Raw genomic sequence first — 13,317 nt, forward strand, 5'->3', positions numbered from 1 at the left:
GGTCTCGAGGCTCCTAGAGGTGATGCTTGTAGGTGTCGTAGTCCGCGTCCGGCTCACCGCTCGGGCGGAAGTGGGAGATGTTGCGGAGCGAGTACTCCCACTCCTCCTTCGGGCGCCACACGGCCTCGACCCGCATGCCCATGCGGACCTCGGAGGCGTCGACCTCGAGGAGCAGGTGCAGGAACGGGATGTCCGCACCGTCGAGGACGATGTACGCCGCCACGTAGGGCGGCTTGATCTGCTGGCCCAGGAACGGGACGTTGACGATGCAGAACGTGGTGACGGTGCCCTTGTCGGACACCTCCACCTGTTCCTTGGTGGGGACGCCGTCGGTGGGGTTCGAGCCGCGCGGCGGGACGTACACCTTGCCGTTCGCGTCGGTGCGGCCGCCGATGACCTTGCCCTCCATCAGGCCGCGCAGGTAGTAGCTCTCCTCGAACGACGCGGTGTGCGTGTAGTGCAGGTCGATCGGCGTGACGATCTGGGTGACCGGTTCACCGTCGGAAGCCGCTGCGGCCGGGGAGGATTCGCCTTCGCCGGGCTCGAAGCACGCGATGTCGCGGATGTGCCCGGTGCGGTCGTCGGCCCAGCGGACCCGCACCCGCATGCCCGTGCTCATCGCGTCGGGGGAACCGGCGTCCACGGCGTGCAGGATCGAGGTGTCGGCGCCGTCGAGCTGCACGAGCGCCCATGCGAACGGGTGCGTCAGTGGCTGGCCCTCGATGGGTTCGGGCATCCACGACCAGCTGACGACCGTGCCGGTGTCGGCGACGTCGACGAAGTCGGTCATCGGTTCGTGTGTCGCCGGATCGAACTCCGGGGGCGGCACGTGGACACGGCCGTCGGAACTGCGAGCGCCCACCACCTTCCGGTCACGCAGGCCTGTCACGAAGGCTCCGATGGTGGGGCCGACGGAACGGGTGTAGTCGAATTTCAGATTTAGAGGCGCTCTCAGCGGCTGTTCGGCCACGGCGCTATCCGTAGGGGTCACGAATCGAGTAGAACAGGTTCTTATTATTGTGGCAAGGGTCACGTTCGTGACGCCGCGGATGTGGGAAAACACGGAGGCAGGCAATGAAGCTGGGGTTACAACTCGGGTACTGGGGCGCGCAGCCGCCGGCCAACGCTCAGGAACTCGTTGCAGAAGCGGATCGGTCGGGGTTCGACGCGGTCTTCTCCGCCGAGTCGTGGGGCAACGACGCGTTCACCCCGCTGGCGTGGTGGGGGTCGAGCACCGAGAACGTCCGACTGGGTACGTCCGTCGCGCAGATGTCGGCGCGGACGCCCACCAACTGCGCGATGCACGCCCTCACCCTCGATCATCTGTCGGGCGGTCGTGCGATCCTCGGGCTGGGAGTGTCCGGGCCGCAGGTCGTCGAGGGCTGGTACGGGCAGCCGTTCGCCAAGCCCCTCGCCCGTACCCGCGAGTACGTCGGGGTCGTGCGTCAGGTGCTCGCGCGTGAAGGTGCCGTGCGTAGCGACGGACCGCACTATCCGTTGCCGTACACCGGCCCCGGATCGCTGGGCCTCGGCAAGCCGCTCAAACCGATCACACATCCACTGCGTGCGGACCTGCCGATCTGGCTCGGTGCCGAGGGGCCGAAGAACGTCGCGTTGACGGCGGAGATCGCCGACGGTTGGCTCGCGATCTACTACACGCCGCGTCTGGCGCCGATGTACAACGAGTGGCTCGACGAGGGATTCGCGCGGCCGGGGGCACGCCGCAGCCGCGCCGACTTCGAGATCGCCGCGACGTGCCAGGTGATCGTGACCGACGACCGGCAGGCCGAGATCGACAGGCACAAGCCGTTCACGGCCCTCTACGTCGGCGGCATGGGTGCGGCGGAGATGAACTTCCACGCCCAGGTGTACACCCGGATGGGCTACGGCGACGAGGTCGCCGAGATCCAGAAGCTGTTCCTGTCCGGACGCAAGGACGAGGCCGCCGCGATCGTCCCCGACGAGATGGTCACCGACACCATGATCGTCGGCAACATCGACGAGGTGCGCGAGCAGGTGAAGGTATGGGAGGACGCCGGTGTCACGATGCTGTTGGTGACGTGCCGCGACGTCGAGCACATGCGGCAGCTGGCGGCGGCGGTCGGGACGGCCTGACCCGGTACGAGAAGTCCAGAGGAGCCGCGAGGAGCGCTGCCGGGCACGAGAGTGTGTGCCCGGCAGCGCTCCTCGGCGGTGCAGAGATCTAGCGCGGCGCCATGCGGATCGCGCCGTCGAGGCGGATGACCTCACCGTTGAGCATCGGGTTGGAGACGATGTGCGACGCGAGCGCGCCGTACTCCGACGGATCGCCCAGGCGGGCCGGGTGCGGCACCGACGCGCCGAGCGCCTTGGTGGCCTCCTCGGGCAGACCGGCGAGCAGCGGCGTCGCGAACAGGCCCGGGGCAATGGTGACGACGCGGATCAGCAGCGACGCGAGGTCACGCGCGATCGGCAGTGTCATACCGACGACACCGCCCTTGGACGCCGAGTAGGCGGCCTGGCCCATCTGGCCGTCGAACGCCGCGACGGACGCGGTGTTGACGATGACGCCGCGCTCGCCGTCGATCGGCTCGGCCTTCGAGATGCGCTCGGCCGCCAGACGGATCACGTTGAACGTGCCGACCAGGTTGATCGTGATCACCCGCGAGAAGTCGGCGAGGGGGAAGGCGCCCTTCTTGCTCACGGTCTTGATCGCGTTGCCGATGCCGGCGCAGTTGACGGCCACCCGCAGCGTGCCGAGGGACTCGGCCAGGTCCAGAGCCGCCGAGACCGAGGCCTCGTCGGTGACGTCACCCGGCGCGAAGCGGACGCGGTCGCCCAGTTCTGCTGCGACGGCCTCGCCGTTGGACGACGGCAGGTCGAGGATGACGACGGTGGCGCCGTCCGCGAGCAGGGACTTCGCGGTGGCCAGGCCGAGGCCCGAGGCGCCGCCGGTGACGATGGCGACACTGTCCTTGACGATCATGCGTGTTCCTTTCGGATCTTCTTGTATTTCAGAGTCGTTCGATGATGGTGGCGTTGGCCATGCCCGCGCCCTCGCACATGGTCTGCAGACCGTAGCGCCCACCGGTGTTTTCGAGGTGATTGACGAGTGTGGTGAGCAGGCGTGTGCCGGACGAGCCGAGTGCGTGACCGAGTGCGATGGCGCCGCCCAGCGGGTTGAGCTTGGCAGGATCGGCGCCCAGTTCGTGCGCCCATGCCAGCGGGACGGGCGCGAAGGCCTCGTTCACCTCGTACGCGTCGAGGTCGTCGATCGACAACCCGGCCCGGGCGAGCACCCTGCGCGTCGCGGGGATCGGTGCCGTGAGCATCATCAGCGGATCGTCGCCCAGCACCGCGAACGAGTGGAAGCGTGCGCGCGGAGTGAGATTCAGTTCGGCCGCAGCCTTCTCGCTCATGATGAGTACGGCGGATGCGCCGTCGGTGAGCGGCGACGAGTTGCCGGGCGTGATCTGCCAGGGCGCCTCGGGGAAGCGGGCGGCGAACTCGTCGGTGCGGAACGACGGCCTCAGTCCGGCGAGGCCGTCGGCGGTGGTGGAGGCGCGGACCGTTTCGTCGACGGTGTGCGCGTACTCGGCGCCGTCGGGCCCGGTGACCGTGATCGGCACGATCTCCCGGTCGAAGGCGCCGTTCGCGGCCGCCGCCGCGGCCCGTCGATGTGACTGGACGGCGTACGCGTCGAGACTCTCGCGGTCCAGCTTCCACTTCGCGGAGACCAGCTCGGCCGAGATGCCTTGATGGACCAGCCCTTCCGGGTACCGGGCGGCGATGCCCGGCCCGGAAGCGTCCTGGCCGATGGGGGAGGTGCCCATCGGGATTCGGCTCATCGACTCGACACCGCATGCGATGACGATGTCGTAGGCGCCGGCGATGACGCCCTGCGCGGCGAAGTGTGCGGCCTGCTGGCTCGATCCGCACTGCCGGTCGATCGTGGTGGCCGGTACCGATTCGGGGAATCCCGCAGACAGCAGCGCGGTGCGCGAGATGTTGAGGGCCTGTTCGCCGACTTGCTGGACGCAGCCGCCGATGACGTCGTCGACCCGGACGGGGTCGAGGCCGTTGCGGTCGACGATCGTGCGCAGCACGTGTGCGAGCAGCTCCGCCGGGTGGGTACCGGACAGGGCGCCGCCGGGCTTGCCCTTCCCGGACGCGAGTCGAACCGCGTCGACGATGACTGCCTCGGCCATTGGCGCAATCCCTTCCCGAGCACTGCTTACTTATCGATCGCTAAGTGAGTATCACGTGAGAACACCCGAGGTCAACGGCTGGCGAGGTCAGCGCGCGGGCGCGACCATCTTCGCCGCGATCGCCGCGTACTCGGCTGCGACGGCCTCCGGGCCGAGTTTGCCCTCGGTGTGGTACCAGCGGGGAATTGCCTGGCACATGCCCAGGACGGCCCGCGTCGTCTCGGCAGGGTCGTCGACGTCGAACGCGCCCGACGCGACGCCGTCCCGCACGATGTCGAGGACGATCGTCTCGATGCCCTTGCGGACCGTGCGGTAGCGCTCGTGGTTCTCGCCGGTCAGGTATCGGGCCTCGCCCTCGATCGCGGCGAGGCGGGCGCGGTCGGTCATGCGCAGGACGATCGCGGACACGACGTTCGTCAACCGTCGGGCAGGGTCACCGTCGCCTGCGTCGTCGGCGGCCCGGGCGCGGGCAAGGACGTCGCCCGTGCCCAGTTCGACGAGCGCGACCAGCAGGCCTTCCTTGCTGTCGTAGTGGTAGTACAGCGCGGGTACCGTGACCCCCACTCGGCGGGCGATGTCGCGTACGGATGCGCCGTGGAAACCCTTCTCGTAGAACGCATCGAGCGCTGCGGACAGGATCGGCGACAGTTCGAGGGGTTCGAGTCGCTGCCACTCCGGCCGCGACTTCTCGCCTGCGGCAGTGCCCATCGGTGGTCCCACCTGTCGATCGTCGGTCAGTGCCCGTCGAGGATACGCGCGTCCACCCGGTCGCCCCATGACAGCCGAAGGGTCCCTTCGTGCGCTGTGAACGCACGAAGGGACCCTGCAGCTGAAAGCGGTGGTTCTATGTGCCGGTGAACTTCGGTGCCCGCTTCTCGGCGAACGAGCGGGGGCCTTCCTTGGCGTCGTTGCTCTTGAAGACGGCCATGCCGATCTCGGCTTCGATCTCGAATGCGTCCTCCTCGTGCATGCCCTCGGTGACGCGGATGGTCTTCAGGATCGCCTGGACGGCGATGGGGCCGTTGGCAGCGATACGTTCGGCGATCTCGAGTGCCTTGTCGAGGGCTCGGCCGTCGGGGACGACGTGGCCGACGAGACCGATCTCCTTGGCTTCGGGGGCGGGGACGGTGCGTCCGGTGAGCAGAATCTCTGCGGCGACGGTGTAGGGGAGTTGCCGAACCAGGCGGACGGCGGATCCGCCGAGCGGGAACAGGCCGAGTTTCGCTTCGGAGACGCCGAAGCGGGCGCTCTCCCCGGCGACGCGGATATCGGTGCCCTGCAGGATCTCGGTGCCGCCGGCGATGGCCGGGCCCTCGACGGCCGCGATGAGCGGCTTGGTGAGGCGTCGGCCCTTCAGTAGCGCCGGCAGCTTCGTCACGTTCATTCCGCCCGAGAACTTGTCACCCGGTGCGTTGCGGTTCATTTCCTTGAGATCCATTCCGGCGCAGAACGTGCCGCCCGCGCCGGTGAGGATCGCGACCCGGATGTCGGGGTCGGAGTCGATCCGGTCCCAGGCCTCGACCATGATCTCCATCATCTCGCCGGAGAGTGCGTTGCGGGCCTCGGGCCGGTTCATCGTCACGATCAGGACGTGGCCACGCTTCTCGACCAGGCAGTGGGGCGATTTCGCCGAAACGTCTGTATTTTCCGCGGTTCCGGTGGACACTGGTGACTCCTGATATTTGTGTGAGCTGAGTCTCTCATTGGGTCTTGTCAGCGACAGTAACACGTTCTACTTTGATGACGTGGCCATACATATCGCAGACCTCGTAGAACACTCGATCGACCTCAACCCGGACCGCGTCGCCCTGGTGGACTCCGATCGTGAGGTGACCTTCGCGCAACTGGAGGAGAAGGCCAACCGGCTCGCCAACTACCTGCGGGATCACGGTGTTGCGCCGGGCGACAAGGTGGGCATCTACAGCCGCAACACGATCGAGGCCATCGTGTCGATGGTCGCGATCTTCAAGGCTCGCGCCATCATGGTCAACGTCAACTACCGCTACGTCGAGAACGAGTTGCAGTACATCTTCGAGAACTCGGACATGGTCGCACTCATCCACGAGCGCCGGTACTCGGACAAGGTCGCGAACGTCCTGCCGACCACCCCGCTCGTGAAGACGACCGTCGTCGTCGAGGACGGAACGGACCTGGACTACTCGTCGTACGGTGGTGTCGAGTTCGAGGGCGCCCTGTCGCAGGGATCCCCGGACCGCAACTTCGGTGAGCGCAGCCCCGACGACATCTTCATCCTCTACACCGGCGGCACCACCGGCATGCCGAAGGGTGTCATGTGGCGGCACGAGGACTGGTGGCGCGTCCTCGGTGGTGGCGTCAACTTCGTCACCGGCGAGTACGTGCAGGACGAGTGGGAGATGGCGAAGGTCGGCGCCGCGAACCCCGCGATGGTGCGGTTCCCGATTCCGCCGATGATCCACGGCGGTTCGCAGTCCGCGGTGTTCCACAGCCTGTTCGGTGGCGGCACCCTGGTCATGGTGCCGGAGTTCGACGCCCACACGGTGTGGCAGGCCATCGACCGCCACAAGATCAATCTCATCTTCATCACCGGCGACGCCATGGCGCGGCCCATGATCGACGCTCTCGTCGCAGGGAATCCGGAAACCGGTGAACCCTACGATCTTTCGTCGCTGTACGTGATCGCCAGCAGTGCGGCGCTGTTCTCCCCGGCACTCAAGGAACAGTTCCTCGAACTGCTGCCGAACCGTCTGCTCACCGATTCGATCGGCTCGTCCGAGACCGGGTTCGGTGGTCTCGCCACCATCACCAAGGGCTTCGAACACTCCGGTGGGCCGCGCGTGAAGGTCGACTCGCAGACCACCGTCCTCGACGACGAGGGCAACCCCGTCGAGCCGGGCTCCGGGAAGATCGGTGTGCTCGCCCGCAGTGGTCACATCCCCGTCGGCTACTACAAGGACGAGAAGAAGACCGCCGAAACCTTCAAGGTCCTGGGCGGGATCCGCTACTCGATCCCCGGCGACTACGCCACCATCGAGGCGGACGGCACCGTCACGATGCTCGGCCGCGGGTCGGTCTCCATCAACAGCGGCGGCGAGAAGGTCTATCCCGAAGAGGTCGAAGGTGCCGTCAAGACCCACCCCGACGTGTTCGACACGCTCGTCGTCGGGGTACCGGACGAGCGCTGGGGCAACCGGGTCGTCGCCGTCGTCGCCACCCGCGACGGCGCGCGTCCGAGCATGAACGACATCGTCGCGGCGGCCCGCAAGGAGATCGCCGGCTACAAGGTGCCGCGCAGCGTCTGGTTCGTGGACGAGATCAAGCGGTCCCCGGCCGGCAAGCCCGACTACAAGTGGGCCAAGGCCGAAACCGAGGCGCGCGACGCCGACGATCACTACACGAACGGAAACGCCTGATGCACACCGATCTCGCCGCGAAGTTCGGCATCCGGTACCCGATCTTCGCGTTCACCCCGTCCGAGCACGTGGCGGCGGCGGTCACCCGCGCCGGCGGGCTCGGCGTCCTCGGCTGTGTCCGCTTCAACGACGCCGACGAACTCGAGGCCACACTGTCGTGGATGGACGAGAACACCGACGGCAAGCCGTACGGTGTCGACGTCGTCATGCCGGCCAAGGTGCCCACCGAGGGCACGGCCGTCGACCTCGACAAGCTCATCCCCGCCGAGCACCGCGCGTTCGTCGATCGCACCCTCACCGAGCTCGGTGTGCCCCCGCTGTCCGACGACGTCGAACACGCCACGGGTGTCCTGGGCTGGCTGCACTCGGTGGCACGCGCCCAGCTCGACGTCGCGTTCAAGCACCGTCCCGCGCTCATCGCGAACGCGCTCGGCTCCCCACCGAAGGACATCATCGACGAGGCCCACGGGCACGGTGTCCCGGTGGCGGCGCTGGCCGGTGCCGTCGCACACGCCCGCAGCCACGTCGAGAACGGCGTCGACATCGTCATCGCGCAGGGCTACGAGGCCGGCGGCCACACCGGTGAGATCGCGTCGATGGTGCTCGTCCCCGAAATCGTCGACGCCGTCGGTGATTCCGCTGCGGTGCTCGCCGCCGGCGGAATCGGCAGCGGGCGGCAGATCGCTGCGGCACTCGCGCTCGGCGCGCAAGGCGTGTGGATGGGCTCGTACTGGCTCACCGCCGCCGAATACCGGCTCGGCAGTGCCGCCGACGGCACCTCCGCGATCCAGCGGGCGCTGCTCGCGGCCACGTCCGGCGACACCGTCCGGTCCCGGATCTACTCCGGCAAGCCGGCACGTCTGCTCAAGACCAAATGGACCGAGGCCTGGTCGGCGCCCGACGCCCCCGACGCCCTCCCCATGCCGCTGCAGAACCTCCTCGTCGCCGAGGCGCACCAGCGGATCTCCGCCGCCGAGAACCCCGACGTCGTCGCCATGCCGGCCGGTCAGATCGTCGGCCGCATGAACGAGATCCGGCCGGTCGCCGAGACCATGGCCGACCTGGTCGCCGAATTCGAGGAGACCGTCGCCCGGCTCGACACCCTGAAGTGATCCGACCCCACCCGACCCGGCCGAATGTCACATGCGTCCAGTTCGACCGGACGCATGTGACATTCGGTCCATCAGGCGTCGGCGGCCACGCGCTCGAGGGTCTGCGCGAGTTCCGGGGTGAGCAGCACGAAGTCGTCACTGCCGCGTTCACGCAGCCACACCGGATCGGGGCAGTGCCAGCGTTCGGCACTGAGTGACCGGGTGACGACCTTGAACGTGGCGGTGCGCGGGAACTCCGTGCACACCCGGATCAGCGTCGGCTTCTGCTTCGGGCCCAGATCGGGCTGCTCGTCGAGGAATCGGGCGAACGCCACCGGATCGAAGTCGTCGACGTCGCCGACGGGGATGACCGCGGCCATCACCCGGTCACCGATCTCACGGTCCGGAACCGCGTACACCGACACCTGGGCGAACCCCGGATACAGGGCCAGCACGCGCTCGACGGGTGCGGCGCCGATGTTCTCGCCGTCGACCCGCAGCCACCCGGAACTGCGTCCCGCGAAGTAGACGAATCCGTCGGCGTCGCGGTACGCCAGATCGCCGCTCCAGTACATCCCGTCGCGCATGCGTTCGGCGTCGGCCTCGGGATTGTTGTAGTAGCCGGTGAAACCGCCGGGGCCGGTCACGTTCACCAGCTCACCGGTGGCCTCCTCGGCATTGACGATCCGCCCGTCCGCATCGAATATTGCGGGAGGACACACCTTTCCGGTATCGGGGTGGCGGAGTTCGATCTCCGGGGGCAGGAGCCCCAGCGAGCCGGTGGGCGCGTCGGGATGCGAGCGGATCGAGATACCGTTCTCGGTCGACCCGAATCCGTCGACGACGCGGGTTCCGAAGCGGCGCGCGAACTCCCGCACCGCGGGTGCCGAACCCTCGTTGCCGTACATGAGCCGCAGCGGGTTGTCGGCGTCGTCCGAATGCTCCTCGGTGGCGAGGATGAACGACAGCGGCTTGCCGACATAGTTGGCGTACGTGACCCCGTAGGTGCGCAGGTCCGGGAGGAACCCGGACGCCGAGAACTTGCGCCGGATCGCGATCCCCGTGCGGCCGGCCAACGCGACGGACCATCCGGCGACCATCGCGTTGGAATGGAACATCGGCATCGCCATGTACACGACGTCGGACTCTCCGAGACCGAAACGGTCGGCCAGCATGATGCCGGGTTCGGTGAACTTGGCGTGTGTGCAGCGCACCGCCTTCGGATCTCCGCTCGTCCCGGACGTGAAGATCAGCATGAGTAGATCGTCGAGCTGTGCCGCCGGTTCGATCACGGGGCTGTCCGTGTACGGCATCAGCAACTCCGGCCATTCGGGGGAGTCGACGTTGATCACCCGGACCCCGTCGAGTTCGAGCCCGTCGAGCAGCTGTGCCTGGGTGTTCTCGGTGAACACGACCTGGCAGTCGGACAGGGCGATGTCCCGGGCCAGAGCGTCGCCGCGCCGGGTCGTGTTGAGCCCGGCGACGACGGCGCCGGTGAATGCGGCCGCACCCACCAACGACGAGAACTCCGGCCTGTTGTCCATCAGGATCCCGAAGTGGCGGGGACGGTCCGTGTCGAGCAGATCGTTCAGGAACGCCGCCCGGTCGTACATTCCGTGGACGTGGTCCGTCCACGGAATGTACGTGTCCTCGAAGCGGATGCCGTGCGTGTCGGTGTCGCGGAGCCGCGCGAGCAGGTCCGCGATCGTGGGAGTTGCTGCTGTCATACCCCCATCATGGCGGGTGTGACGCCCGTCATGTCCGACGGTTTCATTCTGTGGGACTGCTTGTCCCCGTTACGCTTACGCGGGTGTCGCGGCGAGTTCGGCGCCGAGCCTGCGGAGCTGGTCGGTCGCCGAACCGAGCGTGAACTCCTGTCGCTTGGCGGCGAGGAAGTAGCGGTGCACCGGATGGTCCTCGTCGAGTCCGACGCCGCCGTGGACGTGGACGACCGTGTGTGCGACGCGGTGACCGGCGTCGGCTGCCCAGAATTTCGCGGTCTCGATCTCGCCTTCGATCGGCAGGCCCTCGGCCAGCCGGAAAGCAGCCTGCCACAAGGTGAGCCGCACACCCTTGACATCGATGTATCCGTCCGCGAGACGCTGGGTGACAGCCTGGAAGCTGCCGATCGGGCGGTCGAACTGCACGCGCTCACGCGCGTATTCGGCGGTCATCTTCAGGGCCTGGTCGAGCACACCGTACTGGTAGGCGCTCGACCCGACCGCGCCGCGGTCGAGGATCCAGCCGACGACCTCGGCACCGTTGTCCACGGAGCCGAGCACGGCGTCGGGGCCGACCCGGACGTCGGACAGGTCGACGATGCCCGCGGCGCCGAAGTCCGTCGTCTGCTGACGGGTCACGGTGACGCCCGGTGTGTCCGTGGGAACCAGGAACACGACCGTGCCGGAGTCGGTGGACGCCGGCACGACGAACAGGTCCGCGATCGGTGCGGCGTCGACGACGATCTTGGTGCCGTGCAGGGTCCAGCCGTCGGTGGTTCGCTCGGCGCGGGTGACCGGTGCGGCCGGATCGTCGTTCAGCTCCTCGGAGAGTGCGGCCGCGAGGATCCTCGCGCCGACAGCGGCGGGGGCGGCCCATTCCGAACGCTGTGTGTCCGTGCCGAACTCGGCGATCGCACCGGCCGCCATCACGATCGACGACAGGTACGGCACCGGTGCCACGCCCCGGCCCAGTTCGATCAGGATGCTGCACTGTTCGAGGATGCCGAATCCGTCGCCGCCGACGGATTCCGGCAACGCCGCGCCGAGCACGCCGGACGTCGCCAGCGTGTCCCACAGGGTGCGATCGAAGCGATCGTCGGCCGAATCCAGTTCGCGTAGGCGCTCGTTCGTGACGATCTCGGTGACGATGCCGGCGGTCAGGCCGGCCAGATCGTGCTGAGCCTCGGTGAGGGAGAAGTCCATGTCGTGGTCCGTCCTTATCGCTTGGCCGGGGGCTGACCGAGTGCGGTCATCGCGATGATGTCGCGCTGCACCTCGTTGGTGCCGCCACCGAAGGTGAGGATGAGGGCCGAGCGGTGCATCCGCTCGATGCGTCCGCGCAGCAGCACGCCGGCCGAGTTCTGCCGGATCGTCGCGGACGGCCCGAGGATCTCCATCAGCAGACGGTAGGCCTCGGTCGCGAACTCGGTGCCGAACACCTTGTTGGCCGACGCCGCCTCCGGGCCGGGTGCGTGATCCTGGGCCGACGCGATCTCCCAGTTCATCAGCTTGAGGTACTCGGTCTTGGCGTGCACCCGGGCCAGGTTGATCTGCACCCACTCCTGGTCGATCACCCGGCGGCCGTCCGCGAGTTTGGTGTTCTGCGCCCACTCGCGTACTTCCTGCAGCGCAGTAATGAGCGGGCCCGCGGAGGTGAGCGCGACCCGCTCGTGGTTGAGCTGGTTGGTGACGAGCTTCCAGCCGCCGTTCTCCTCACCCACGAGCGAGGACTGCGGAACGCGGACGTCCTGGTAGTAGGTGGCGCTGGTGTCGGGGCCGGCCATCGTGTGGACGGGTGTGGAGGAGAAGCCCTCCGCAGTGGTCGGGACGATCAGCATGCTGATGCCGCGATGCTTCCGAGCGGCCGGATCGGTGCGGCACGCCAGCCACACGTAGTCGGCGTACTGGATCAGGCTCGTCCACATCTTCTGGCCGTTGATCACGTAGTCGTCGCCGTCCTTGACCGCGGACGTGCGCAGCGACGCGAGATCGGTACCCGCCCCCGGCTCGGAGTAGCCGATCGAGAAGTGCAGCTCACCTGCCGAGATCTTGGGCAGGAAGAACGCCTTCTGTTCGGGGGTGCCGAAATGCATGATCGTCGGGGCCACCGAGTTGATCGTCAGGAACGGCACGGGTGCGCCCGCGATCGCGGCCTCGTCGGTGAAGATGAGCTGATCCATCGCCGAGCGGGCCTGGCCGCCGAACTCCTCGGGCCACCCCAGTGTGAGCCAGCCGTCGCGCCCCATGTCCCGGACGACGTCCCGGTAGACGGTGCCCTCGCCGTACTCGCCCGTGGTCGCGGCCAGTGCCTCACGACGCTCGGGAGTCATCAGCTGTGCGAAATAACTGCGCAGTTCCTCCCGCAGCTCTTGCTGCTGCGGGGTGTAGGTGATGTCCACGTACCTTCTCCGTTCCTTCGGCGACCGTCGGCGCCGTATCGCCCGTACGACACGGCCGCGAGGGGAAGGGCCACGGCACGGCGGATCGTGGAGAATGCTGTGACAGCGGGCTTTCCGGCACGGGGGTCGTCGGTGCGGGCGGCGCGTCGAGGATGGTTGTCCGAATCATTGCACAGAGGTGGAACGGGTTCTAGTCTAATGGTGGAATGACGTTGCGTCACAGCCCGATGCAACGATTGCCCGGCGAGTCTTCCGAACGAATGTGAAATGAGGAACGGTCATGGAGGTCAGGGTCGACAGGGACCGATGTGAAGCCAACGGGGTGTGCGTCGGAATCGCTCCCGACATCTTCGATCTGGACGACGACGAGCAGTTGATCATCTCGTCGGCCGTCGTGCCGGCGGACCGGGAGGCCGATGTGCGCTCGGCCATCGCGCAGTGCCCGCGCGCCGCTCTCACCGAGCACTGACAGCCACCGGCTCCACCCTTGCGGCCAATGTAGAACGCGTTCTACATTGGCCGCTGTC

General features: G+C 67.6%; 12 protein-coding genes. 4 read left to right on the forward strand and 8 right to left on the reverse strand.

Translation table 11 applies throughout. The annotated features are described in order from the left end of the window. Positions 1 to 13: 13 nt before the first annotated feature. On the reverse strand, positions 14 to 970 hold the full coding sequence (locus tag Q5696_RS03495; protein WP_370654855.1) for a Zn-ribbon domain-containing OB-fold protein: 957 nt from the start codon (positions 968 to 970) through the stop codon (positions 14 to 16). 104 nt (positions 971 to 1,074) lie between these two features. Between Q5696_RS03495 and Q5696_RS03500 the strand changes: the two genes are divergently transcribed. After that, positions 1,075 to 2,115, forward strand: coding sequence for an LLM class F420-dependent oxidoreductase (locus Q5696_RS03500; protein ID WP_305093845.1), 1,041 nt, complete (start codon positions 1,075 to 1,077; stop codon positions 2,113 to 2,115). 88 nt (positions 2,116 to 2,203) lie between these two features. Here the strand turns inward: Q5696_RS03500 and Q5696_RS03505 are convergent, their stop codons facing one another. From Q5696_RS03505 to Q5696_RS03520, 4 genes are all read right to left on the reverse strand, one after another. Next, a complete protein-coding gene (locus Q5696_RS03505) occupies positions 2,204 to 2,965 on the reverse strand; it encodes a 3-hydroxyacyl-CoA dehydrogenase (protein ID WP_305093846.1) in 762 nt (253 codons plus the stop codon). 28 nt (positions 2,966 to 2,993) lie between these two features. Continuing rightward, a complete protein-coding gene (locus Q5696_RS03510) occupies positions 2,994 to 4,187 on the reverse strand; it encodes a thiolase family protein (protein WP_305093847.1) in 1,194 nt (397 codons plus the stop codon). 87 nt (positions 4,188 to 4,274) lie between these two features. Then, positions 4,275 to 4,895: a TetR/AcrR family transcriptional regulator gene (locus Q5696_RS03515; protein WP_305093848.1), complete on the reverse strand. Its 621-nt coding sequence runs from the start codon at positions 4,893 to 4,895 to the stop codon at positions 4,275 to 4,277. 136 nt (positions 4,896 to 5,031) lie between these two features. Next, the gene (locus Q5696_RS03520; RefSeq protein WP_305093849.1) at positions 5,032 to 5,853 is read right to left on the reverse strand and encodes a crotonase/enoyl-CoA hydratase family protein; all 822 of its coding nucleotides are present in this window, start codon (positions 5,851 to 5,853) and stop codon (positions 5,032 to 5,034) included. 79 nt (positions 5,854 to 5,932) lie between these two features. On the opposite strand from Q5696_RS03520, the gene Q5696_RS03525 reads away from it, so the two are divergent. Then, positions 5,933 to 7,579: an acyl-CoA synthetase gene (locus tag Q5696_RS03525; RefSeq protein ID WP_305093850.1), complete on the forward strand. Its 1,647-nt coding sequence runs from the start codon at positions 5,933 to 5,935 to the stop codon at positions 7,577 to 7,579. Then, positions 7,579 to 8,691, forward strand: coding sequence for an NAD(P)H-dependent flavin oxidoreductase (locus Q5696_RS03530; RefSeq protein WP_305093851.1), 1,113 nt, complete (start codon positions 7,579 to 7,581; stop codon positions 8,689 to 8,691). Before Q5696_RS03525 ends, Q5696_RS03530 begins: the two co-directional genes overlap by 1 nt. Positions 8,692 to 8,762: 71 nt before the next feature. On the opposite strand, the gene Q5696_RS03535 is transcribed toward Q5696_RS03530, so the two are convergent. The 3 genes from Q5696_RS03535 to Q5696_RS03545 form a co-directional block, all read right to left on the reverse strand. Next, on the reverse strand, positions 8,763 to 10,397 hold the full coding sequence (locus Q5696_RS03535) for a long-chain-fatty-acid--CoA ligase (protein WP_305093852.1): 1,635 nt from the start codon (positions 10,395 to 10,397) through the stop codon (positions 8,763 to 8,765). 75 nt (positions 10,398 to 10,472) lie between these two features. Continuing rightward, positions 10,473 to 11,594: an acyl-CoA dehydrogenase family protein gene (locus Q5696_RS03540; RefSeq protein ID WP_305093853.1), complete on the reverse strand. Its 1,122-nt coding sequence runs from the start codon at positions 11,592 to 11,594 to the stop codon at positions 10,473 to 10,475. Positions 11,595 to 11,608: 14 nt separating this feature from the next. Further along, positions 11,609 to 12,790: an acyl-CoA dehydrogenase family protein gene (locus Q5696_RS03545; protein WP_305093854.1), complete on the reverse strand. Its 1,182-nt coding sequence runs from the start codon at positions 12,788 to 12,790 to the stop codon at positions 11,609 to 11,611. A gap of 280 nt (positions 12,791 to 13,070) precedes the next feature. Here Q5696_RS03545 and Q5696_RS03550 point away from each other — a divergent pair, with 280 nt between their 5' ends. Beyond that, complete coding sequence (locus Q5696_RS03550) at positions 13,071 to 13,259, forward strand: ferredoxin (protein WP_305093855.1); 189 nt, start codon at positions 13,071 to 13,073, stop codon at positions 13,257 to 13,259. Positions 13,260 to 13,317 lie beyond the last annotated feature (58 nt).

It is taken from the genome of Prescottella sp. R16, assembly GCF_030656875.1.
In the GTDB taxonomy this organism is placed as follows: domain Bacteria; phylum Actinomycetota; class Actinomycetes; order Mycobacteriales; family Mycobacteriaceae; genus Prescottella.

Excerpts from the sequence above, each read along its gene's own strand:
- Q5696_RS03500 (WP_305093845.1), top strand. The coding sequence starts at position 1,075 with ATGAAGCTGGGGTTACAACTCGGGTACTGGGGCGCGCAGCCGCCGGCC.
- Q5696_RS03505 (WP_305093846.1), bottom strand. The coding sequence starts at position 2,965 with ATGATCGTCAAGGACAGTGTCGCCATCGTCACCGGCGGCGCCTCGGGC.
- Q5696_RS03510 (WP_305093847.1), bottom strand. The coding sequence starts at position 4,187 with ATGGCCGAGGCAGTCATCGTCGACGCGGTTCGACTCGCGTCCGGGAAG.
- Q5696_RS03515 (WP_305093848.1), bottom strand. The coding sequence starts at position 4,895 with ATGGGCACTGCCGCAGGCGAGAAGTCGCGGCCGGAGTGGCAGCGACTC.
- Q5696_RS03530 (WP_305093851.1), top strand. The coding sequence starts at position 7,579 with ATGCACACCGATCTCGCCGCGAAGTTCGGCATCCGGTACCCGATCTTC.
- Q5696_RS03535 (WP_305093852.1), bottom strand. The coding sequence starts at position 10,397 with ATGACAGCAGCAACTCCCACGATCGCGGACCTGCTCGCGCGGCTCCGC.
- Q5696_RS03540 (WP_305093853.1), bottom strand. The coding sequence starts at position 11,594 with ATGGACTTCTCCCTCACCGAGGCTCAGCACGATCTGGCCGGCCTGACC.
- Q5696_RS03550 (WP_305093855.1), top strand. The coding sequence starts at position 13,071 with ATGGAGGTCAGGGTCGACAGGGACCGATGTGAAGCCAACGGGGTGTGC.